We start from the raw sequence: 20,930 nt of genomic DNA on the forward strand, positions 1-20,930 counted from the left end.
AGGTTCTGCTTCGGTCGACGGGTAGAATGGACGGAGTAGAGCGAGCCGCACCTCTGCCATCACCGTGGAGGGCGGCTCAACTGTGCCGCGATGCCTCGCGAACGCGGGGTCCGAGGAGGACAACAGCCGGTGACCGACGAGCCGACCGAGATCGACGCCAACCAGTCCGCCGACCCCATCGGCACCGCCGCAACCAGCGAGGAACTCCCCGCGTTGGTCGACGCCATCCCGTCGAACCTCGTTGAGCGCGAGTACGACGCGAGCGCGATCCAGGTGCTCGAGGGTCTGGACGCGGTGCGCAAGCGTCCGGGGATGTACATCGGGTCCACCGGTGAGCGCGGCCTGCACCACCTCGTCACCGAGGTGGTCGACAACGCCGTCGACGAGGCGATGGCCGGGTACGGCGATCGGATCGTCGTCACCCTGCTGCCCGACGGCGCGGTCAGCGTCGAGGACAACGGCCGCGGTATTCCGGTCGACATCGTCGAGTCCGAGGGCAAGCCGGCCGTCACCGTCGTACTGACGGTCCTGCACGCCGGCGGCAAGTTCGGCGGCGGTGGCTACAAGGTGTCCGGTGGTCTGCACGGCGTCGGTGTGTCCGTCGTGAACGCGCTGTCCACCCGGCTCAAGGTCGACGTGCGGTTGAAGGGCAAGCTGTACACGCAGTCCTTCACGCACGGCGTCCCGGACGAGGACCTCGCCGAGATCGGTACGTCGGAGTCGAACGGGACGACCGTGACTTTCTGGGCGGACCCGGACGTATTCGAGACCACGACGTACTCGTACGAGACGCTGGCGACCCGGTTCCGCGAGATGGCCTTCCTGAACAAGGGCCTCGAGATCGTGATCCGGGACGAGCGTCCGGACCACACCGAGGACGGCCACCCGGTCGAGCAGTCCTTCAAGGCCGAGAACGGCCTGGTCGACTACGTGAAGTACCTGACCGGCATCCGCGAGACCGTGCATCGCGACGTGATCTCGTTCGAGGCCGCGGCCAACGGCGAGAACAGCATGAGCCTCGAGGTCGCGCTGCAGTGGAGCGGCTCGTTCCAGGAGTCGGTGCACACCTTCGCGAACGCGATCAACACGCACGAAGGCGGTACCCACGAAGAGGGCTTCCGCGCCGCTCTCACCTCACTGGTCAACTCGTTCGGCGAGGACCAGGGCATGATCAAGAAGAAGGAGGACAGACTTACCGGTGACGACATCCGGGAAGGTCTGACCGCGATCATCTCGGTCAAGCTCGCCGAGCCGCAGTTCGAGGGCCAGACGAAGACCAAGCTCGGCAACACCGAGGTGAAGGGCTTCGTCCAGCGAGTCGTGAACGACCGGCTCGGCGCGTGGTTCGAGCAGAACCCGGCCGAGGGTCGCGAGATCATCCGCAAGGCGACCGCCGCGGCGAGCGCCCGGATCGCGGCCCGCAAGGCCCGCGACCTGGCCCGCAACCGCAAGGGCCTGCTGGGTGGCGGCGGCCTGCCGGGCAAGCTGGCCGACTGCCAGTCGACCAACCCGGAAGAGTGCGAGGTCTACATCGTCGAGGGTGACTCGGCGGGCGGCTCCGCGAAGGGCGGCCGGGACCCGAAGTTCCAGGCCATCCTGCCGATCCGGGGCAAGATCCTGAACGTCGAGAAGGCCCGGATCGACAAGGTCCTGCAGAACAACGAGGTCCAGGCGATCATCTCCGCGCTCGGCACCGGGATCCACGAGGACTTCGACGAGGAGAAGCTGCGGTACCACAAGATCGTGATCATGGCCGACGCCGACGTCGACGGTCAGCACATCCGGACGCTGCTGCTGACGCTGCTGTTCCGCTTCATGCGCCCGCTGATCGAGCGCGGTCACGTGTACGCCGCGCAGCCGCCGCTGTACAAGATCCGCTGGAGCAACGGGCCCGACGAGCTCGCGTACACCGACCGTGAGCGCGACGGACTGCTCGAGGCCGGCTACGAGGCGGGCAAGAAGCTGCCCAAGGAGAACCCGATCCAGCGCTACAAGGGTCTGGGCGAGATGAACGCGAACGAGCTGTGGGACACCACGATGGACCCGGCCAACCGCGTGCTGCTGCAGATCACGCTGGACGACGCGATCCGTGCCGACGAGACGTTCCAGACGCTGATGGGCGACGACATCGAGGCGCGGCGCAGTTTCATCCAGCGCAACGCCAAGGACGTCCGCTTCCTCGACATCTGATCTCGCCGCTGCTCACCGACGTACTGATCTGAACGGGACTTTTTCATGACCGAGACCCCCACCACGCCGGGCCACGACCGCGTCGAGCCCCTCGACCTGCAGACCGAGATGCAGCAGTCGTACCTCGACTACGCGATGGCGGTCATCGTCGGCCGCGCGCTGCCCGAGGTCCGTGACGGCCTGAAGCCGGTGCACCGCCGCATCCTTTATGCGATGTACGACGGCGGTTACCGGCCGGACCGCGGCTTCAACAAGTGCTCCCGCGTCGTCGGTGACGTCATGGGTCAGTACCACCCGCACGGCGACTCGGCGATCTACGACACCCTGGTCCGGCTGGCGCAGCCGTGGGTGATGCGGGCGCCGCTGATCCAGGGCCAGGGCAACTTCGGTTCGCCGGGTAACGACCCGGCGGCCGCCATGCGGTACACCGAGTGCCGGATGGCGCCGCTGGCGATGGAGATGGTCCGCGACATCGACCAGGAGACGGTCGACTTCCGGCCCAACTACGACGGCAAGTCGCAGGAGCCGGTGATCCTGCCGGCCCGCTTCCCGAACCTGCTGGTCAACGGCTCGTCCGGTATCGCGGTCGGCATGGCGACGAACATCCCGCCGCACAACCTGCGCGAGGTCGCGGCCGCCGTCGACTGGGCGCTGGAGCACCCGGACGCGACCCGCGAGGAGCTGCTCGACGCCTGCCTGCAGAACATCAAGGGCCCGGACTTCCCGAACGGCGCGCTGATCGTCGGCTACAAGGGCATCGACGACGCCTACCGCACCGGCCGGGGCTCGGTCACGATGCGCGCGGTCGTCGACATCGAGGAAGACGCCAAGGGCCGCACCAGCCTGGTCGTCACCGAGCTGCCGTACATGGTCAACCCGGACAACCTGGCGCTGAAGATCGCCGAGCTGGTGAACACCGGGAAGATGAGCGGCATCGCCGACATCCGTGACGACAGCTCGTCGCGGACCGGTCAGCGACTCGTCATCGTGCTGAAGCGGGACGCTCAGCCGCGCGTCGTACTGAACAACCTCTACAAGCACACGCCGCTGCAGGACACCTTCGGCTGCAACATGCTCGCACTCGTCGACGGCGTACCGCGCACGCTCAGCGTGGACCTGTTCATCAGCCACTGGATCGACCACCAGATCGAGGTCATCCAGCGGCGGACCCGCTTCCGCCTACGCGAGGCGGAGAAGAACGCGCACATCTACCGCGGGTACGTGAAGGCGCTGGACGCCCTCGACGAGGTGATTGCGCTGATCCGGCGTAGCCCGGATGTCGACGAGGCGCGCACCGGCCTGATCCAGCTGCTCGAGATCGACGAGATCCAGGCGCAGGCGATCCTGGACATGCAGCTGCGCCGGCTGGCGGCCCTGGAGCGGCAGAAGATCATCGAGCGGTTGCAGGAGCTCGAGGCGATCATCGCGGACCTCGAGGACATCCTGGCCAACCCGGTGCGCCAGCGGTCGATCGTCAAGGACGAGCTGGCCGAGATCGTCGACAAGTACGGCAACGAGCGGCGGACCGAGATCATCGCGGCCGATGGCGACCTGTCGGTGCAGGACCTGGTGCCGGACGAGGACGTGGTCGTCACGATCACCCGCGGCGGGTACGCGAAGCGGACCAAGACCGACCTGTACCGGACGCAGAACCGCGGCGGCAAGGGCGTCCGGGGTGCGCAGCTGCGGGCCGAGGACGAGATCAGCCACTTCTTCGCCACCACGAACCACCACTGGATGCTGTTCTTCACCACCAAGGGCCGGGTCTACCGGGCCAAGGTGTGGCAGCTTCCCGAATCCGCGCGGGACGCGAAGGGCTCGCACGTCGCCGGCCTGCTCTCGTTCCAGCCGGACGAGGAGATCGCGCAGGTCCTGACGCTGCGCGACTACGAGCAGTCCGACTACCTGGTGCTCGCGACGAAGCGGGGCCTGGTCAAGAAGACCGCGCTGCGGGACTACGACTCGGCGCGGCAGAGCGGCATCATCGCGGTCAACTTCCGCGAGGAGGACGACGAGCTGATCGGCGCCGACCTGGCCACTGCCGAGGACGACCTGCTGCTGGTGTCCCGGAAGGGCCAGTCGATCCGCTTCACCGCGAACGACGAGCAGCTGCGGCCGATGGGCCGGGCCACCTCCGGCGTCACCGGGATGAAGTTCCGGGCCGGCGACGAGGTGCTGTCGATGTCGGTGATCCGGGCGGGTGCGGACGAGGACTCGCAGTTCGTCTTCACGGTGACCGACGCCGGGTACGCGAAGCGGTCGAAGGTGTCGGAGTACCGGCAGCAGGGCCGTGGCGGTCTCGGCATCAAGGCGGTCAAGCTGAACGACGAGCGCGGCTCGCTCGTCGGCGCGATCATCGTCGTCGACGAGGACCAGGTGCTGGCGATCAAGGCCAGCGGTCAGGTCGTCCGCAGCCGGGTCGACAGCGTCCCGGTCAAGGGCCGCGACACGATGGGCGTCCGGTTCGCCGGCGTCGGCGAGTCCGACGCGGTGGTCGCGATCGCCCGGAACACCGATCTGACCGTCGTCGGGGAGGAATCGGAAGCGGCCGAGGAGGGTACTGTCGCTGAAGGTGCCCAGAATGTGGACGGATCGACAACCGAATCCACCTCTCAGAGCGTCCAGTCTGATGACGAGCGTTCGACGGATGTGGACGGCGCGGCTACCGTCGAAGGCGACGAAGCCGGCCAGGAGGGTGACTGATGACCAACCGCGCGAGGCCGACATGGCCTGAAGGTGCGGCCGACAGCTCCAAATCCCAGCGCGCCGCGCAGGGTGGGAAGCCGTCAGCTGCCCCGGCCAACCCGGCTTCCAACGGTCGTTCCAACGGCGTTCCCGGCGCCGGCGGCCAACGGACAGGTACACCGAACGGCCAGCGGCCGTCCGAGTACCGCCCGCAGGCACGCCCCGGTACGCCGGGTGTCGCGCCGGTGCGTCCGCAGCAGCCGGCCCCGAGCACGCCGGGCCGCCCCGAGCCGTGGTCGCCTCCGTCGACAACCACGCCCGCCGCCGGCACCCCGTCGTACGAGGGGAACGAGGCGAAGACCGAGTCGTTCGGTGACCGGATGAACTCGGCGCGTCAGGCCGTCCTGGACAAGGCCGCCGCGGTGAAGTCCGACAAGGCCGAGCGTGCCGAGGCCAAGCAGGAGCGGCACGCACAGAAGGACGCCAAGGCGTCGGGCCGGCCACAGACGCGCAAGGCGCGGCTGCGGATGTCCCGGATCGACCCGTGGTCGGTGATGAAGACGGCGTTCCTGCTGGCGATCGCATTCGGCATCGTGACCTGGGTCGCGGTCTTCATCGTCTGGTCCGCGATCGGCGCGGCCGGGGTGTTCGACAACATCAACTCGACCGTCCAGGAGGTCCTCGGGACGCCGGCGGGTGAACCGTTCCGGGTCGAGAACTACGTCAACACCGGCAAGGTGATGGGTTTCACCACGCTGCTCGCGTGCGCCGACGTACTGATCATCACGGCACTCGCGACCCTCGGATCGTTCCTCTACAACATCGCCGCCACGCTCCTCGGCGGCCTCGAAGTCACGCTGGCGTCGGAGGACTGACCGGGATTTTGTGCTCTGGCCGGGGCTACTGTGGGCCCGGCCGGAACCGGTTTGGGAGTAGGGCACTTGGTGCGGTAATCTCTCCCGGGTTCGACACCGCAGTACGCGGGCCTATAGCTCAGACGGTTAGAGCGCTGCCCTGATAAGGCAGAGGTCACTGGTTCAAGTCCAGTTAGGCCCACTTTTTGTTTCGAAGCCCGATCCAAGGAGTCCCAGTGCTGCGAAAGATCATGCTGGTGCTGCTGGCCGGCGTCGGCGGATACTTCGTCTACAAGAAGACCCAGCAGTCCCGCGCCGAGAAGGACCTCTGGGCCGAGGTCGCCGACCCGGTAACCCCGGGCCACTGACCACCCCAACGGGGGCGTAGCTCAACTGGCAGAGCACTGCCTTTGCAAGGCAGGGGTTAGGGGTTCAAGTCCCCTCGTCTCCACCAAGAGTCGGTTGCTCCCGAGCAACCGACTTTCGTGCGTACGGCGCCGCAGCGCTCCAGGCAAACTGTGGTCAGCCCACTGCGGTGCTACGGGCCGCTCCTCCGTCGCCGTCCCCCGCGCCGCTCCCACCCACCCCGCGCTCAGCGCGCGTCGACCGCCCCGCACCACGCGATCCCGCACCGCTCGAAGCAGCTTGTGAACCCCGGATCGCCCCGCGCCCGCCGGCCGCATCGCCGACCAGACCACCGACGTACAGGCCGCCCGAGATCGGACCCGCCAGCATCGGCGACGCCAACAAGCCCGGCAAGTCCGACGACCTAACCGTCGCCGGAGCCGATGCCGTCCTCGCCTGGCCGACGAACGGATCGCTGCACTGATCACGCGACCCCAACTGCCTGGAGCCGACGTCCTCGGCGTCTGACCGTCGGCTAGCCCCGTGTGGAGTCCGCGGCCGGGCGAGTTGGATGCAGCACCATGTGGGAGTTCTCTCTCGTGGCCAACATGATGAATGAGAACGCATTCAGATCCAGGCAGAGGTCCACGTCGTCCGGATGGATGCCCTCGTAGCCCTGCAGCACGCCGTCATTCAGTCTGGCAGCCGCAGTGGAGTTCCTCGCACGTTCGATGTACGGCGCTGCCTGAACCACCGAGGCTGTTACTCGCTCTGCGATGTACTCCGCGCACGCCAAGTCTTCCTCGGCATGGCCACCGTCACCGGTAACAACGAATGTCACCTCGTCGGGCCGATGATCAAGTAGGAAGAGGGCTGTGGCATCTGCGACGACAAAGCTCGCGCACAAGACGACGTCGGCATCGGCCACCGAGAGAGCGCCAACAGTCCCCGCCGTGGTCTTCTGAATGACCGTCCGACCTTGAAGGTCGACTGATCGCAGCAGCCCAGGGGAGTTCACTAGGTCAAAGCCCGGTAGTGGCGCACCATCCTGCAACGCCAGCCAGTCCGGATGCCGAGTCTTCAGCTCGCGAGCGGAAGCCAATGTCTCCGCAAAGACGATCCTCTGTGCACCTCGGGCGAACGCCCACGCAGCGACCGTGAATGCTCGCATCACATCGATCACGACGGCGGTCTTCGGCGCCTCGCGGATGTCATCGATACCAACGAAGGTCGAACGCACGGGCACATCATGCCTCGATATCCGGCCGCAGCAGGCCGTGCCTTCCACGTGCCCTAAGGAGAACATGCGATCGGGCTCGACCGGTCACTCATGGTGGAGCCGGTCGAGCCCGGGCTCAGCGAGCTAGCGCTCAGCCAGCGGGAGCGCCACAACCGCTTTTGCAAAGCAGGGGTTAGGGGTTCAAGTCCCCTCGTCTCCACTTTCGTGCGTACTTTGGGCAGCCCATCGCGGTGCTACGGGCGGCTCCTCCGGCGCCGTCCTCCGCGCCGCTCCCACCCACCCCGCGCTTAGCCCGCACTTGTCGAAGGAGCAGACAAGCAGTGAAGGAATCGCGCTTTACCGCCTCGTCTCGTATCTGGTCAGGAGCACGTCGCCGGGGAACGTTCGTGTCTCCACCAGGTTCAGGTTCACCCAGCTGTCCAGCGTGCTGAAGAACGGTTTGCCGCCGCCCACCAGCACCGGATGGGTGACGATCTCGTACTCGTCGATCAGCCCGGCCCGCATGGCCGCCGCAGCGAGCGTGGCGCCACCGACCCTCATCGGCTCGCCGTCGCCGGCCTTGAGTCGGGTGATCTCCGCGACAGCGTCGCCGGTGACCAGGCGGGTGTTCCAGTCGACCTTGTCGATCGTCGAGGAGAACACCACCTTCGGCGTGTCCCGCCAGTTCCGCGCGAACTCGATCTGCGCCGGGGTGGCGTCGGGCTGCTGGTCGCCGGTCGGCCAGTGGGAACTCATCGCCTCCCACAGCCTGCGCCCGTACATCAACAGCCCGATCGCCAACTCCTGCTCGAGCCACCACTGAAACAGCTCGTCGCTCGGCACGCCCCAGCCGATGTCGTCACCGGGCGCGGCGATGTAGCCGTCCAGCGTCAGGTTCATGCCGTAGACCAGTTTCCGCATGGCGCCATACCTTCCTGTCAGTCCGGAGGCCCTTCTCCGGCCGCCCGTCACCCCTACTACGAACGCCCCACTCCGGATCCGACAGTTCGGCGGTAGATATTCGTGCTCGATGCGTGCAGCCGGTCCACCCTGGCGGGTCAGTTGCGGTTCGACGCCGGGCCAACTCGACCCGTGCTGTGGTTCAGCAACTCCAAGTCCACCATCACCATTGCGACCCTGTCAGAGGCGTCGCGCCCGATTCGGATCGGATAGAACCCATCGCCCATGCCGCAGCTGATGAATACAGCGGCTGTCCCACCTGAGGCGTCGGGAATGGCTGCGAATCCGGCATCGCCGGCTTCGCCTAGAGCGGCGTCGACCCGGTCCTCGTCCTCACTGAGCAGCGCGAGCAACTCTCGCTTGGAAGCGTCGTAAAAACAGGCCGTTCCGGCGTCGACGCCGACTCCAAGGACCTTGCCATCCGCTCGCTCGTCGACCCAAGCCCACTTAACGACTGGGTTGTCGCTGATCTTGAGTGTGGCCGCCGTTACGGCACGGCGAGGTCGGTCAGTCTCCTCGGTCGAGGGCCATGCAACGACGGAGAGCAGTATCGGGTAGGTGCCCGGAGGCACCTCGGCTACCACCGGCCGAGCATCATCGAAGCTGTTGAAGTAAGCGGGATCTACGGCGACGACCCGCCCGGTGGCAAGGTCCAGATGGCAAACCTCGGCAACCTCTAGCGTGGATTCGTACCCCTCGCGCCATTGATGGCGCGCTCCCTGTTCCAGGAGTGCCTCGGCATCCAGCCACTCGTCAAAAGCCATCCGCCCACCCTCCCTAGTGGCGCCTCAAGCTACCAGGACAGTGCGCGGCCGTTCCGGACACCGAGGATCCCGCTGGGGTGATTCAGGGGGTGAGGCGGTGAGGGCGGTAGGTGTGGCCGTTTTTGGTGAGGGTCCAGCGGGTCCAGTGGTTGGGTGAGAGTCGGAAGGGGAGATGGTCCTGGAGCCACGGGATGAGCGTGGCCAGGTCGTCGTCTGTTGCTTCTGGAATGGAGAGGCGTAGGCCCATGGATCGCTTGGCTTCGATGTGCAGGCTGGTTCGCGAAATGCCGAGGCTCACGCCGGTGGGGGTCTCGAAGGCGCCAAAGGCCGTTGGACGCTGATGGGGCCAGATGTCGCCGGCGGGTGTCTTCAACCTGACTGCGCCGTCCGCGCTGAGCCAGACCGGAGCCATTCCCCACGGGTTGGTGGGTAGAGGTTCCAGTGAAGCCAGCAGGTCGAGAGCCTCGCGGATTCGGTCCTGCGGGACAGGGAAGCGGTGGCCCTTCGCCGGGAATGCCTTGCGGATCTCCCGCACCGTCTTCCGGGCAGGTTCGAGCTCCGGGGTGTGCGGCAGGTGGAAGTAGTAGGACACGTCGTCTGTGACGGTGCAGGATTCCAAGAATCCACGCCAGGACGAGAACGCGTCGTGTACCGACGTACGGCCCAGGCCATGGGCGCCGCCGGACGAGATCGGCAGGCCGTCGTAGACCACCGCTGACTGAATTTGCTGCACCGTCCGACACTACGATCCTGTCGGTCGGGGCCCATCTGCGAGGCTGCCTGGATGAGCGCACGGTTGAAAGGCAGGCGACTTCGTGCGGAGGCGGCTATCGACGGCATCACCGCCTGGGCACAATCGCAGGGCGACGTACAAGGGCTCGCCTTGGTTGGTTCGTATGCATACGGTCGACCCCGGATGGCGAGCGACGTAGACATCGTCCTGGTTACAGCGACAAGGACCGCCACATCAGCGGAATGGAGTGGGCACGTTCCATCGACCGCAGACCTCGACTGATTCGTCGCCAGGACGCCCTCCGCATGCTCTAGCGAGAATCTGCTGGCTCAGGCGGTGGTGTTCCACTCGTAGTAGTCGGGTTCAGGGTCGACTCGGAAGCGGACGGCGTTGATTGTTTTCTGGCCGTTGATCCAGGCTTTGGAGATTCTGTGGCCGCCGTCCATCAGGCGGCCGTCTGCGGACAGGATCACTGGGTAGCTGAGGTCGGCTTCCTGGATGAGGGCGGCGTGGCGGGCGACCATGCGGCAGGTGACGGGCCTCCCGCCGAACCAGCAGTCCTGGTCGAACTCCGGGATTGAGTCGATCGGTACGGATTCGACAGGAAGACCTTCGGACAACTTCCAGAGGCGTTCGGTCAGGTAGAAAGCCCGGCCGCCGGGCACGGGACGTGAGTGCTTTTCAGGCATCGGGTGATTATCACCTGTTCACCCTCTGACAGCAGGCCCTTTGCTCGTCCGCGGGTCTGTCCACAGGGTTCCTCACAGGGGTGAACAAGTCAGGACAGTGCGGCGGCCTTACGTAGGAGGATTGCGCGTTCGGGTTGGTTGGTGCACAGGCGGGCTGCTATTTCCAGTTCGGCGCGGGCCTCGGCGTGGCGGCCGAGGCGGGTCAGGAGTTCGCCGCGGACGGTTGGGACGAGGTGTGAATTGGGGAGTCGGTCCAAGGCGACCAACTCGTCGACGATGGCCAGGGCTTGGGCCGGGCCTGAGGCCATGGCTACGGCGACGGCTCGGTTGAGCTCGACCACGGGCGAGGGCGCGACCCGGCCGAGTGCTTCGTACAGCACGACGATTCGATCCCAGTCGGTCTCCTCGACCGAAGGCGCCGACGCGTGGGCGGCGGCGATCGCGGCCTGCAGGCCGTACGGGCCGAGGCCGCGGGCGGATGCCTTGACCAGCGCGGCCAGCCCACGGTGAATGGCCGACAAGTCCCACCGCCGCCGGTCCTGGTTCTCCAGCAGGATCGGCGTACCGTCCGGGCCGGTCCTGGCCGGGAAGCGCGCGGCCGTCAGCTCGAACAACGCCAGCAGGCCGTGCACCTCCGGTTCGTCCGGCTGCAGCGCGGCCAGTGTGCGGGCCAGCCGGATCGCCTCGTACGCGACGTCGGGCCGCACCAGCCGCTCGCCCGATGTGGCCGTCGATCCCTCGGTGAAGATCACGTAGAGCACGCTGAGTACGCCGCTCAATCGTTCCCGGCGTTCGTCGGCGGCCGGCAGTTCGAAGGGCACCCCGGCCGCGGCGATCGTCTTCTTGCCCCGGGTGATGCGGGCCTGCACGGTCGGCACGGGTACGAGGAACGCGCGGGCGATCTCCTCGCTGGACAGGCCGCCGACCACGCGCAGAGTCAGGGCGACCTGGGCCTCGCGGGAGAGCACCGGATGGCAGCTGATGAACATCAGGGCCAGGACGTCGTCATCGATCCGGTCCGGGTCGATCTCGTCGTCGACCACCGGTGCCGTTGCCAGCAGCGCGTACCGGTCCTTCAGGGCGGTACGGCGGCGGATCGCGTCGATCGCCCGCCGCCGGGCCGTCGCCATCAGCCAGCCGGCCGGGCTGGCCGGTGCGGAGAGTGGCCACGACACCAGTGCCTCGGCCACCGCCTCCTGAGCCGCATCCTCGGCCAACCCGAAATCACCCGTGAACCGAGTCAGCGCGGCGACGATCCGCGCCGACTCGATTCGCCAGACGGCCTCGACGCCGGCTGCATCCATCAGCTCTGGCCGTTGCTCTCGCGGTAGGCGTCTGCCTTGCCGAACTTCGCGCTGTCCTGCGGGACCTCGTCCTCGCCGGGCACCCGCCGTACCTCGATCTTGGACCCGGGCACCGCCGGAACCCGCTTGGCCCACTCGACCGCCTCCTCCTTCGAGGCGACGTCGAGCAGGAAGTAGCCCCCGAACAGTTCCTTGGTCTCGCCGTACGGACCGTCCGTGACGATCGGCGCCTCGTCGGTGAAGTGCACCACGACGCCCAGGGCCGGATCGTCCAGACCCTCGGCCGCGACGTACACCCCGGCCTTGTCCATCGCCTCGATGAACTGGCGGGTCGTGGTCATCATCTCGTCGATGTTGGCCATCATGGCCGCGTTCGACTCGTCGGTGCCCCGCATGATCAGCATGTACTGCGCCATCACGTACTCCTTGTCCGACGGGGCCGCCTCTCGGCCCTCGCACCCCCAGGTCGAACGAGCGACCCGCGGATCGACAAGAACCGGAAGAAACTTCTCGCCGTCCCGACAGCTTCCCGCCACCACTCTTGCCGATTCAAGGACAGGCTGCACAGATTTGTTGTGGGATGGTGTCGGATCGGGGCGTTGGCGTTCGTGGAGTTGGTGTGGCGGCCGTTCGGGTCGTCGCGCTGAGAGGAGACGGCAGTGGCTGAGTATCTGATCACGTTCAACGACGAGTGGGTGCCGGATCAGACGGAGGAGGACCTGCGCACCAAGAGTGCCGGTGGTAGGGCGGTGATCGCGGAGATGGAGGAGGCCGGGATCTTCATCTTCAGCAACGGCGCGCTCGACGCCTCCACTGCGATCTGCAGCGTCGAGGCGAAGGACGGGGAGCCGATCTTCAGCGACGGTCCGTACGCCGAGACCAAGGAGCACCTCGGTGGCTTCGCCGTCATCGACGTACCGGACGACGAAACGGCGCGCTACTGGGCGGGCCGCCTGGCCGTCGTACTCAACTGGCCGCAGGAGGTCCACCGCTTCCCCAACCACGAACGCAACAACCAGCCGACCGAAACCGCCTGATCGCGCGGGTGGGCGAGCCACATCCGCTCGCCCACCCCGCACGGAGGTAGGGTCACCGGAATGTCGGTCTGGAGTGTGCCTGAGCGGGTTGAGCCGCCGAACGATCCGGTCGACGAGCGGGCTGCGCTCGAGGATCGACTCGAGTTCCACCGGACCACGCTGCTGCTGAAGTGCGGTGGGCTGACGCCGGAGCAACTGGTGCTGCGGTCGGTGCCGCCGTCGGCGATGTCCCTGCTCGGCCTGGTTCGGCATCTGTCCGGAGTCGAGGCCTGGTTCCATGCGTACGACGGCCAACCGGACCACCTGTACTTCTGGGACTACGTGCCAGGGTCGAGCGACGGATTCGTCGTCGATCCCACGCGGGCCGACGACGACCTGGCCAGCTATCAAGCGAGTGTCGCCCGGTCGCGGGCCGCCGTGGCAGGTCTCGGGCTCGACGAAGTCAGTCCCGGCGAGGACTACACGCTGCGGTGGATCTACCTGCACCTGATCGAGGAGTACGCGCGCCACAACGGCCATGCGGACCTCCTCCGCGAACGCATCGACGGCGCTACGGGCGAATAGCTTTCAGCTTGTGAAGGCCCAGGAGGCCATGAGGGGGAATTCGGCCCGCCAGAACGGGTCGCCGTGGTCTCCCTCGCGTTCGGTGATGACCACGTCTGCGTCGGCGTCGCGGAGGGCGTAGGCCCAGCGGGTGGCGTTCTCCATGAACCAAGGTTCCAGCGTGCCGGCGACAAGGTACGCGCGCGGGGGCGGGCTCGGCATGACCTCCGGCGGCCGGTAGCCGCCGCCAGGTGAGGCGGCGAAGATCGAGCCGTAGATATCCGGGTGGCGAACGCCCATGGCCAGCGCGAGTTCCGCGCTCGCCGAGACGCCGCACACCGCGGTCCGTTCGGGCGGCAGGGCGACGCCGAAGCGGGATCGCACCCAGTCGCGGACGTCCTCGACGAAGAACTTCTCGTGCGCCGCGAACCGCTCCTCGTTGAACGACGGCGAGTACTCCTCGATCCGCACCATCTCGTCCGAGTCGTCCGTACGGTACGCACCGACCACCATCGTCGGCGGTACGTCGGCCTGCTCGAGGTCCCCGCCCCACGGGGCGATCAGTTGGCCGTCACCCGCGAACACGATGGCTTCCGGTGGATCCGCCGGCACGTAAACGGCCACCTGCCGCCCACCGTCGTACTCGAACGTCTCAGTGACGACCATTGATCTCACCGTTCCAGTAGGCACAGCGTCGCGAGGGCTCGTCGATCGGACACAGATCGCACGTACATGGGCCACGAGTGTTGCAAGACTGGGGGCGTGAGTGAAATGGATTTCAGTGGTTATCAGCAGGCGGCGGCGCGGACCGGTGGGGTGGTCGCGACCGATCATCCGATCGTGTACCCGACCTTGGGGCTGGTGAACGAGGCGGGCGAGGTCGCCGGCAAGGTGAAGAAGATCTTCCGCGATCGGCAGGGTGTGATCACCGACGCGGACCGGCAGGCGCTGACGCTCGAGCTCGGCGACGTGCTCTGGTACCTGTCCGAGCTGTGCACCAGGCTCGAGATCCGGCTCGAGGACGTTGCCGAGCACAACATCGCGAAGCTTGCCGACCGGGCGTCGCGCGGTGTCCTCGGCGGCGACGGAGACCTGCGCTGAGTTTCAGGGCCGGAAGCTGTCGGCTGCTGCCTGCACCTGAGCCCTTCGCTCGTCCCAGAACGCCGCGTCCGCGGCAACGGTCGTGCCGTCGCCGAGCCGACCGTCGAGTTGTTCGCGGAGGATGTCGGCATGGCCGGCGTGTTGGGACGTCTCGGCAACCATCCTGATCAGCAGCACACCCAGCGTGGTGTCACGGTGCCCGTCAGCCCAGTGCGCGACGTACCCCGGGCTGTTCAGCTCGAGCGAGGCCACGGTCGTGTCGGCGTGCGCGCACGCCTTCCGATACACGTCGACGACGTACTCCCGCGACTCGTCCGGCGTCGCCCACATGTCGATCTCGGTGAACGGGTCGTTCCGGAACCACGAGGGCTGCTCCTCCGGCGGCCGCCCGAACGCGTCACCGAGGTACCCGTACTCCAGCCCAGCCAGATGCTTGACCAACCCGAGCAGATTCGTCCCGGTCGGAGCCAAAGGCCGCCGTACGTCGTACTCCGACAACCCGTCCAACTTGTCCAGCAGCCCTCCGCGACTGACCTGCAAAACCCGCAACAGCTCAGTCTTCGGATCCATGAACCGGAGTCTAGGTCGACAGGGCTAATACTCGATCAGGCCGCCGGCTTTGACGGGTGGGACGTGGCCGGTGGGTGGGCGGGACTCGGACAAGGCGACGCCGATGTCGACCAGGGCGGCGCGGCGGAGGGTCGGGACCTCGGGGATCGGGGTCCAGACGGATTCGGCGGTCTCGCCGTTGGGTTCGGGGCGGGTGGTGCCGGCGGTGATCCGGACGGCGTAGAAGATGCCGATGTTCTGATGGTCGTCGGGCCCGGGACGACGACGTACGGCGGCCGGCACGATCCGCGAGTCGACCCCCAGCAGCCGCTCGACGACCGACTCGTATCCCGTCTCCTCGGCCACCTCCCGCGTCACGGTGTCGAACGGATCCTCACAAGGCTCGACACCACCACCCGGCAGGGTCCACCAACTCCCATCGCCGTACGGCGAGACATACCGCGCCAGCAGCACCCGCCCGTCCTCAACACACACCGCATAAGCAGCCACCCGTCGACTCATTCCGGGACCCTAACCCGGCTCAGGTGAGAAACCTCCGCTGAGACGTACCTAACGACAGGTAGTGCACCTGCGAGACGCCGTACGCGCGGACTCGGCCACGCTCAGGTGCACTACCTGACGGACTGATACCTCCTGTCCTTAACGCACACCGGAATAGGTTCCGTGGGGTTGGAGGTTGGGGCGGGTATGACAGTTGAGATCGGGGTCATTCTGCCGACGTCGTCGCCGGATCCGGCGCGGGCGATCCTCGGGGATGTGCGGGAGAGTGCGCGGTACGCCGAGGAGATCGGGCTGGACTCGGTCTGGTCGACGGACCATCTGATCGCGAGTGCGCCGATGCTGGACAGTTCCGTCGTACTGGCGACCGCGGCCGCGGTGACCGAGCGGATCACAGTCGGGTACAACGTGATGTTGCTGGCGTTGCGGCCTGTCGCGTGGGCGGCGAAGCAGATCAGCACGTTGCAGCTGGTGTCGAACAACCGGCTCGTGCTGGGAGTCGGGACCGGCAATCCCGCGCACGGTGACATCGGCTGGCGGGCGGCCGGTGTCGAGTTCGCGGACCGCGGACGGCTGACGGACGAGGCCCTCGCCGTACTCCCGGATCTCATCGCGGGCAAACCCACGACAGTAGGGACGGACCTCGACGTGACGATCGCGCCCGGGTCGCCGGTGCCGCCGATCTTCGTGGCCGGGAACGGTGTACGGGCGCATCGGCGAGCGGCGGCGTACGCCGATGGATGGGCGACGATCGCGGCCTCGCCGGCCGAGGTACGGACGAACCTGGAACGGATCAACGAACTTGCCGACGGCAAGCAGTTGAGGGCGACCGTGGTGGCACCTCAGCTCGACGGCGACCCGCTCGAGCAACTGGCCGCGTATGAGGCGGCCGGTGTCGAGCGCATCATCCTGCCGCCCACCGGTGACTGGCACGACGACTACGACCGGGCCGCCGCCCTGAAAGCGGGCTGACGAAAACTGCAGGGATTGGACCTGTCGAGGGTTCGCCTGCCTGGGGAGACTGGATCTCATGTACGTTCCTGCGCACTTCGCCCCTGACGACGAGGCCGTTCTGGAGTTGCTGGCCCACCACGGGGCGGCGGATCTGGTGACGATGACGCCCGACGGGTTGACGGCGACGATGCTCCCGTTCATCCACGATCGCGAGCGGAACGTGCTGCTCGGGCACCTGGCGCGGAACAACGAGCACTGGCGCCTGCCCGTGATCGGCGATGCGCTGGTGATCATGCGCGGGCCGGACGCCTACGTCTCCCCGACCTGGTACGCCTCCAAGCGCGACCACGGCCGCGTGGTCCCGACCTGGAACTACATCACCGCCCACTTGCACGGAACGATGACCGTGTACGACGACCCTGCCTGGGTGGAGAACGTCGTACGGCGTTTGTCGGACCATCACGAGGCGGGCCGGGCGGAGCCGTGGTCGGTGGACGATGCGCCGGCGAAGTACGTCAGCGGGCAACTGCGGGCGATCGTCGGCGTCGAGATCGGGATCAAGCGGATCGAGGCCAAGTTCAAGCTCAGCCAGAACCGTCCGTCCGCGGACGTCGACGGCGTGATCGACGGTCTCCGGGCCGATGGCGACGACCGGTCCGCCGCAGCAGTCGCCCAGCACCGCCGCGCTTGACCTTGACCTGAAGGGCAAGGCTTACGATCCCGTCATGTCTGGAATTGTCGTGGTGGGAGTAGGGCCTGGGATCGGGCTCGCGGTGGCGCGCCGGTTCGTCCGGGAGGGGATGAGCGCCGGGCTGATCGCGCGCTCGGAGGCGACGGTGAAGGCTGCGGCCGAAGAGCTCGGGAGTGCCGAGGTACTGCCGATCACGGCCGATGTGACCGACGAAGCCGGCCTCCGTACCGCGCTCGATCAGGTGGTCGAGGCGTACGGCGTACCCGAGGTGGTCGTCTACAACGCCGCACTGATCCAGCCGGACCGGATCGGCGAGCTCACCGCGCAGCAGCATCTCGACGCCTTGTCGGTGAACGTGGTCGGCGCGATCACCACCGCGGCGCAGCTCGTGCCCGCGATGGCCGAGCGCGGCAGCGGGTCGTTCCTGATCACCGGCGGCATGCCGCTGCCGAAGCCCGACTACGCGAGCCTCTCCCTCGGCAAGGCCGGCGTCCGCGCGGTCGTCACCCTCCTCCACCAGCAGTACGGCGCGGCCGGCGTCCATGCCGCGAGCGTCACCGTCAGCGGCGGAGTCTCCCCCGGCAGCGGCTGGGACCCGGACGACATCGCGAACCACTACTGGCGCCTGCACACCCAGACTCCGGCGGAATGGATCCACGAGATCGTCATCTGACCCCTTGTCGTATTGTTGAACAATCTCTACCGTGAGATCACCCGAGAGGGGGTCTCATGACGACGACTGCAACGCTCAGTCCGGCCCAGGCACGGTCGCTGTTCCGGGACGACTACAGCGGACCGACCACCGGTTGGGCCGGCGGGTACACGCAGACCAACCTGATCGCAGTCCCCGCGGACTGGGCGTACGACGTGTTGCTCTTCTGCACCCGCAACCCGCAGGCCTGCCCGGTGCTCGACGTGAGTGATCCGGGCGACCCGACGACGCGGCTTGCTCGGGGCGCGGACCTCCGGACCGATCTTCCGCAGTACCGGATCTGGCAGGACGGCGAGTTGGTGGCCGAGGTGGCGGATGCGACCGAGGTGTGGCGTGACGACCTGGTCGCGTTCTCGCTCGGGTGCAGTTTCACGTTCGAGTCTGCGCTGGCGGCTGAGGGAGTTCCGCTGCGGCACGTCGATCAAGGGCGGAACGTGGCGATGTACGTGACCGATCGCGACTGCGAGCCGGCCGGGCGGTTGCACGGTCCGCTGGTGGTGTCGATGCGCCAGATTCCGGCGGACCGGGTCGACGACGCCGTACGGATCACGCGAGCGATGCCGGCCGTGCACGGCGGGCCGGTGCACATCGGGGACCCGAGCGGGTTGGGGATCACCGACCTCGCGCGGCCGGACTTCGGCGATCCGGTCGACGCGGCCGACGGCGACGTACCGGTGTTCTGGGCGTGCGGTGTGACTCCGCAGGCGGCACTGATGGCGTCCCGGCCGCCGTACGCGATCACGCACTCGCCCGGCTACATGTTCATCACCGACCGCCGCGACAGTGACTATCGCGTTTAGAGCAGCTTGCGCCTGAAGCCCTCGGCAACGGCGGCGGCGCGGTCGGAGACGTCGAGTTTGGCGTAGATGTTGAGCAGGTGGGTCTTGACCGTCGCCTCGCTGATGAACAGGTGGCGGGCGGCCTCGCGGTTGGTGTTGCCAGCAGCAACCAACTGCAGGACCTCGAGTTCGCGTGGGCTGAGGAGGTCGGCGGCCGGCGGGGTACGGACATGGTTCATCAGCGTGCCGGCGACCGAGGGAGCCAGGACCGTCTGGCCGTCCGCGGCGGCCCGAACGGCGCGCAGCAGCTCGTCGCGCGGCGCGTCCTTGAGCAGGTACCCGGTGGCGCCGGCCTCGATCGCGGGTACGACGTACCCGTCCGTGTCGTACGTCGTCAGCACGAGGACTCGTGCCCGTACGCCGCGATCGGCCAGCTGACCGATCGCCGCGACGCCGTCGACGCCGGGCATCTGCAGGTCCATCAGGATCACGTCCGGCCGCAGCGCCTCGGCCAGCCGGATCGCCTCGGCCCCGTCGCCTGCCTCGCCGACCACCTCGAAGTCGGGATCGGCTGCGAACATCCCGCTCAGCCCGTCGCGGACGATCGGATGGTCGTCGGCGATCACCAACCGGATCATGCCGGCCGTCCCGTCAGCGGCAACGTCGCGGAGATTGCCGTACCGAAGCCGGGCTCGGACTCGATCTCGAGCGTTCCGTCCATCGCTTCGACCCGCTGCCGCATCGCGACCAGTCCAAACCCGCCTGCCTCCGAGGAGGAGATCCGGGCCGGATCGAAGCCGGCACCGTCGTCCCGGACGTCCAGCGCGACCTTCTTCTCCATGTAGGACAGCGTCACACCCACCCGGGACGCCTGCGCGTACTTCGCCACGTTCGCCAACGCCTCCTGAGTTGCCCGCAGCAGAGTTGATTCCGCCTCGGGTGTCATCACCCGCGGCGTGCCGGTAGTGGTCAGCCGTACGTCGACTCCGTGCACCGCCGACCAGCGCCGTACGACGTCTGCGATCGCCCCGCTCAACGTCGCCGACTGCAGCGGTTGTGGACGGAGCGCGTGCACCGAGCGGCGTGCCTCGGTCAGACTCTCGCGCGCCAGCCCGACCGCGGTCGACACGTGCCGGCGCCAATCGGAGCCGTTCTCGGCGGCCTGGAGTTGGGTGACGATCCCGGTCAGTCCCTGCGCGAGGGTGTCGTGGATTTCGCGGGCCATCCGCTGCCGCTCGTCGATCACGCCGGCTTCGCGGGCCTGGGTCAGTAACTGCTCGTGCAGGATCGCGTTCTCCGCGAGGCTGGCCTCGAGCCGGCGGTTGGTCTCGGTGAGCGCGTCCACGGCGTCCTTGCGCTGCTGACTCAGCACCTCGGCGCGCCTGCCGAGCCAGGCCGCCAGGCACATCCCGATCACGTTCACCCCGATCACCGCGCCCGAGCCGAGAACCCCGACCACGTCGGTCTTCGGAATGTCGTACGACTGCGCGACGCCGGCAAGCACCGCGACCGCCCCGACACCGAGCAGTTCACCGGGCCACGGCAGCAGAATGAACGTGTAGAAGTAGCCGGCCGGAGTGAGGAAGCCGAACCACGGATCCCGCACCACCAGGACCGCGAGCAGCACCACGAAGCCGGTCACGAAGATCGCCATCGCGCCGACCTCGGTCCGGTGGGCCGGGCGAAGCGTGAACATGCCGAGGATCCACAGCGCGACCAGTGCGCACAGCATCAGGTCGACGGTCAGTGACCCGGGCTGGTCGCGCTTGATCAGGATCGTGACGGCGGCGAGGCACGCGAGCAGCACATACGGCACCACGGTCAACCGCAGCGGCCAGACCTGCTCACTCATGTCACCCAGTGAACACCGAGCGAAGGTGCTTGCTGTTCACCTGCAGCGTGACCCCCAGAAGCAGCAGGCCGCAGACAGCCTGCTCGCCCTTCATCCACAGCGGGAAGGTGCCCGGCAGCGCGATGATCACCACGATCGCGACCAGCATGACCGCCGAGACGATCCGGAGCCGGAGGTAGCCCCTTCGCGAACCCCTGGCCGCGCTACGGGCGAACAGGACGGTCAGCAGGGCGCTCGCGACCACGATCGTCCCGCGGACCCAGACCGCATCGTTCACCACGGTTGCATGGTGGCGCAGGGCAACGATGGCGACGAGTGTGAGCACGCTGATCGCGAGATAACCGCCGGTCAGCAATTGCACGCTCCGCAACGCGGCCGTACTTCGCGGGTGTTCGACATTCACCGGAGGAGTCATGTGTCGACTGTCTCGTCGGGGGTCGGGTGGGCGCA

25 protein-coding genes and 2 tRNA genes are annotated in these 20,930 nt (G+C 67.4%); 14 read left to right on the plus strand and 13 right to left on the minus strand.

What is annotated here, in order from left to right; genetic code table 11:
• Window positions 1-129 precede the first annotated feature (129 nt).
• From gyrB to EV137_RS17240, 6 genes are all read left to right on the plus strand, one after another.
• Entirely contained in the window at window positions 130-2,190 is a 2,061-nt protein-coding gene (gene gyrB / locus EV137_RS17220; RefSeq protein ID WP_238175382.1) for a DNA topoisomerase (ATP-hydrolyzing) subunit B, read from the plus strand.
• Window positions 2,191-2,298: 108 nt separating this feature from the next.
• Complete coding sequence (gene gyrA, locus EV137_RS17225) at window positions 2,299-4,893, plus strand: DNA gyrase subunit A (RefSeq protein ID WP_375372037.1); 2,595 nt, start codon at window positions 2,299-2,301, stop codon at window positions 4,891-4,893.
• A complete protein-coding gene (locus tag EV137_RS41445; RefSeq protein WP_134129975.1) occupies window positions 4,893-5,750 on the plus strand; it encodes a DUF3566 domain-containing protein in 858 nt (285 codons plus the stop codon). The genes gyrA and EV137_RS41445 overlap by 1 nt, the downstream gene beginning before the upstream one ends.
• Window positions 5,751-5,857: 107 nt before the next feature.
• Window positions 5,858-5,931 (plus strand) — tRNA-Ile (locus tag EV137_RS17235).
• Between the two features lie 34 nt (window positions 5,932-5,965).
• Window positions 5,966-6,097: a DLW-39 family protein gene (locus EV137_RS41450; RefSeq protein WP_238175383.1), complete on the plus strand. Its 132-nt coding sequence runs from the start codon at window positions 5,966-5,968 to the stop codon at window positions 6,095-6,097.
• 10 nt (window positions 6,098-6,107) lie between these two features.
• Window positions 6,108-6,183 (plus strand) — tRNA-Ala (locus EV137_RS17240).
• Between the two features lie 426 nt (window positions 6,184-6,609).
• Here the strand turns inward: EV137_RS17240 and EV137_RS17245 are convergent.
• From EV137_RS17245 to EV137_RS17260, 4 genes are all read right to left on the minus strand, one after another.
• Window positions 6,610-7,314, minus strand: coding sequence for a 2-phosphosulfolactate phosphatase (locus EV137_RS17245; RefSeq protein WP_202871024.1), 705 nt, complete (start codon window positions 7,312-7,314; stop codon window positions 6,610-6,612).
• Window positions 7,315-7,650: 336 nt separating this feature from the next.
• Window positions 7,651-8,214 carry a dihydrofolate reductase family protein gene (locus tag EV137_RS17250; protein WP_134129977.1) on the minus strand — a complete coding sequence of 188 codons (564 nt, stop codon included), beginning with the start codon at window positions 8,212-8,214 and terminating at the stop codon, window positions 7,651-7,653.
• A 137-nt stretch (window positions 8,215-8,351) separates the two neighbouring features.
• Complete coding sequence (locus tag EV137_RS17255) at window positions 8,352-9,017, minus strand: DUF4241 domain-containing protein (RefSeq protein WP_134129978.1); 666 nt, start codon at window positions 9,015-9,017, stop codon at window positions 8,352-8,354.
• A gap of 82 nt (window positions 9,018-9,099) precedes the next feature.
• Complete coding sequence (locus EV137_RS17260; protein ID WP_134129979.1) at window positions 9,100-9,750, minus strand: hypothetical protein; 651 nt, start codon at window positions 9,748-9,750, stop codon at window positions 9,100-9,102.
• Between the two features lie 51 nt (window positions 9,751-9,801).
• Between EV137_RS17260 and EV137_RS42010 the strand changes: the two genes are divergently transcribed.
• Window positions 9,802-10,032, plus strand: coding sequence for a nucleotidyltransferase domain-containing protein (locus EV137_RS42010; protein WP_134129980.1), 231 nt, complete (start codon window positions 9,802-9,804; stop codon window positions 10,030-10,032).
• Between the two features lie 47 nt (window positions 10,033-10,079).
• Here the strand turns inward: EV137_RS42010 and EV137_RS17270 are convergent, their stop codons facing one another.
• The 3 genes from EV137_RS17270 to EV137_RS17280 all read right to left on the minus strand — a co-directional run bounded on the left by EV137_RS17270 (window position 10,080) and on the right by EV137_RS17280 (window position 12,159).
• Window positions 10,080-10,439 carry a hypothetical protein gene (locus EV137_RS17270; protein WP_134129981.1) on the minus strand — a complete coding sequence of 120 codons (360 nt, stop codon included), beginning with the start codon at window positions 10,437-10,439 and terminating at the stop codon, window positions 10,080-10,082.
• An 89-nt stretch (window positions 10,440-10,528) separates the two neighbouring features.
• Window positions 10,529-11,743: an RNA polymerase sigma factor gene (locus EV137_RS17275; protein WP_134129982.1), complete on the minus strand. Its 1,215-nt coding sequence runs from the start codon at window positions 11,741-11,743 to the stop codon at window positions 10,529-10,531.
• Entirely contained in the window at window positions 11,743-12,159 is a 417-nt protein-coding gene (locus tag EV137_RS17280; RefSeq protein WP_134129983.1) for a YciI family protein, read from the minus strand. The genes EV137_RS17275 and EV137_RS17280 overlap by 1 nt, the downstream gene beginning before the upstream one ends.
• Window positions 12,160-12,402: 243 nt before the next feature.
• On the opposite strand from EV137_RS17280, the gene EV137_RS17285 reads away from it, so the two are divergent.
• Entirely contained in the window at window positions 12,403-12,780 is a 378-nt protein-coding gene (locus tag EV137_RS17285) for a YciI family protein (RefSeq protein WP_134129984.1), read from the plus strand.
• A gap of 60 nt (window positions 12,781-12,840) precedes the next feature.
• Entirely contained in the window at window positions 12,841-13,344 is a 504-nt protein-coding gene (locus EV137_RS17290; protein ID WP_134129985.1) for a DinB family protein, read from the plus strand.
• A 3-nt stretch (window positions 13,345-13,347) separates the two neighbouring features.
• Here EV137_RS17290 and EV137_RS17295 read toward each other — a convergent pair whose 3' ends face one another.
• Window positions 13,348-13,989: an alpha/beta hydrolase gene (locus EV137_RS17295; protein ID WP_134129986.1), complete on the minus strand. Its 642-nt coding sequence runs from the start codon at window positions 13,987-13,989 to the stop codon at window positions 13,348-13,350.
• Between the two features lie 105 nt (window positions 13,990-14,094).
• Here EV137_RS17295 and EV137_RS17300 point away from each other — a divergent pair, with 105 nt between their 5' ends.
• The gene (locus EV137_RS17300) at window positions 14,095-14,424 is read left to right on the plus strand and encodes a nucleoside triphosphate pyrophosphohydrolase family protein (RefSeq protein WP_134130825.1); all 330 of its coding nucleotides are present in this window, start codon (window positions 14,095-14,097) and stop codon (window positions 14,422-14,424) included.
• Between the two features lie 3 nt (window positions 14,425-14,427).
• Here the strand turns inward: EV137_RS17300 and EV137_RS17305 are convergent, their stop codons facing one another.
• The gene (locus EV137_RS17305; RefSeq protein WP_134129987.1) at window positions 14,428-14,994 is read right to left on the minus strand and encodes a DinB family protein; all 567 of its coding nucleotides are present in this window, start codon (window positions 14,992-14,994) and stop codon (window positions 14,428-14,430) included.
• A 24-nt stretch (window positions 14,995-15,018) separates the two neighbouring features.
• Window positions 15,019-15,495, minus strand: coding sequence for an NUDIX hydrolase (locus tag EV137_RS17310; protein WP_133996607.1), 477 nt, complete (start codon window positions 15,493-15,495; stop codon window positions 15,019-15,021).
• Between the two features lie 186 nt (window positions 15,496-15,681).
• Here EV137_RS17310 and EV137_RS17315 point away from each other — a divergent pair, with 186 nt between their 5' ends.
• From EV137_RS17315 to EV137_RS17330, 4 genes are read left to right on the plus strand one after another with little or no spacing between them, the layout of a single operon-like run.
• A complete protein-coding gene (locus EV137_RS17315) occupies window positions 15,682-16,464 on the plus strand; it encodes an LLM class flavin-dependent oxidoreductase (protein ID WP_133996610.1) in 783 nt (260 codons plus the stop codon).
• A gap of 58 nt (window positions 16,465-16,522) precedes the next feature.
• Window positions 16,523-17,137 carry an FMN-binding negative transcriptional regulator gene (locus EV137_RS17320; RefSeq protein ID WP_134129988.1) on the plus strand — a complete coding sequence of 205 codons (615 nt, stop codon included), beginning with the start codon at window positions 16,523-16,525 and terminating at the stop codon, window positions 17,135-17,137.
• A 34-nt stretch (window positions 17,138-17,171) separates the two neighbouring features.
• Window positions 17,172-17,810 (plus strand): SDR family oxidoreductase, encoded by a 639-nt coding sequence (locus EV137_RS17325; RefSeq protein ID WP_134129989.1) that lies wholly within the window; start codon window positions 17,172-17,174, stop codon window positions 17,808-17,810.
• Window positions 17,811-17,866: 56 nt separating this feature from the next.
• A complete protein-coding gene (locus EV137_RS17330; RefSeq protein WP_134129990.1) occupies window positions 17,867-18,649 on the plus strand; it encodes a putative hydro-lyase in 783 nt (260 codons plus the stop codon).
• On the opposite strand, the gene EV137_RS17335 is transcribed toward EV137_RS17330, so the two are convergent.
• Genes EV137_RS17335 through EV137_RS17345 form a run of 3 tightly spaced genes read right to left on the minus strand, consistent with a single transcriptional unit; the run spans window position 18,646 to window position 20,895 of the window.
• Window positions 18,646-19,266 carry a response regulator gene (locus tag EV137_RS17335; protein ID WP_134129991.1) on the minus strand — a complete coding sequence of 207 codons (621 nt, stop codon included), beginning with the start codon at window positions 19,264-19,266 and terminating at the stop codon, window positions 18,646-18,648. The genes EV137_RS17330 and EV137_RS17335 overlap by 4 nt on opposite strands.
• Entirely contained in the window at window positions 19,263-20,480 is a 1,218-nt protein-coding gene (locus EV137_RS17340; RefSeq protein ID WP_134129992.1) for a sensor histidine kinase, read from the minus strand. The genes EV137_RS17335 and EV137_RS17340 overlap by 4 nt, the downstream gene beginning before the upstream one ends.
• Window position 20,481: 1 nt before the next feature.
• Window positions 20,482-20,895, minus strand: a complete 414-nt coding sequence (locus tag EV137_RS17345; protein ID WP_134129993.1) for a hypothetical protein — start codon at window positions 20,893-20,895, stop codon at window positions 20,482-20,484.
• Window positions 20,896-20,930: the final 35 nt, after the last annotated feature.

Source organism: Kribbella pratensis (assembly GCF_004366075.1).
In the GTDB taxonomy this organism is placed as follows: domain Bacteria; phylum Actinomycetota; class Actinomycetes; order Propionibacteriales; family Kribbellaceae; genus Kribbella; species Kribbella pratensis.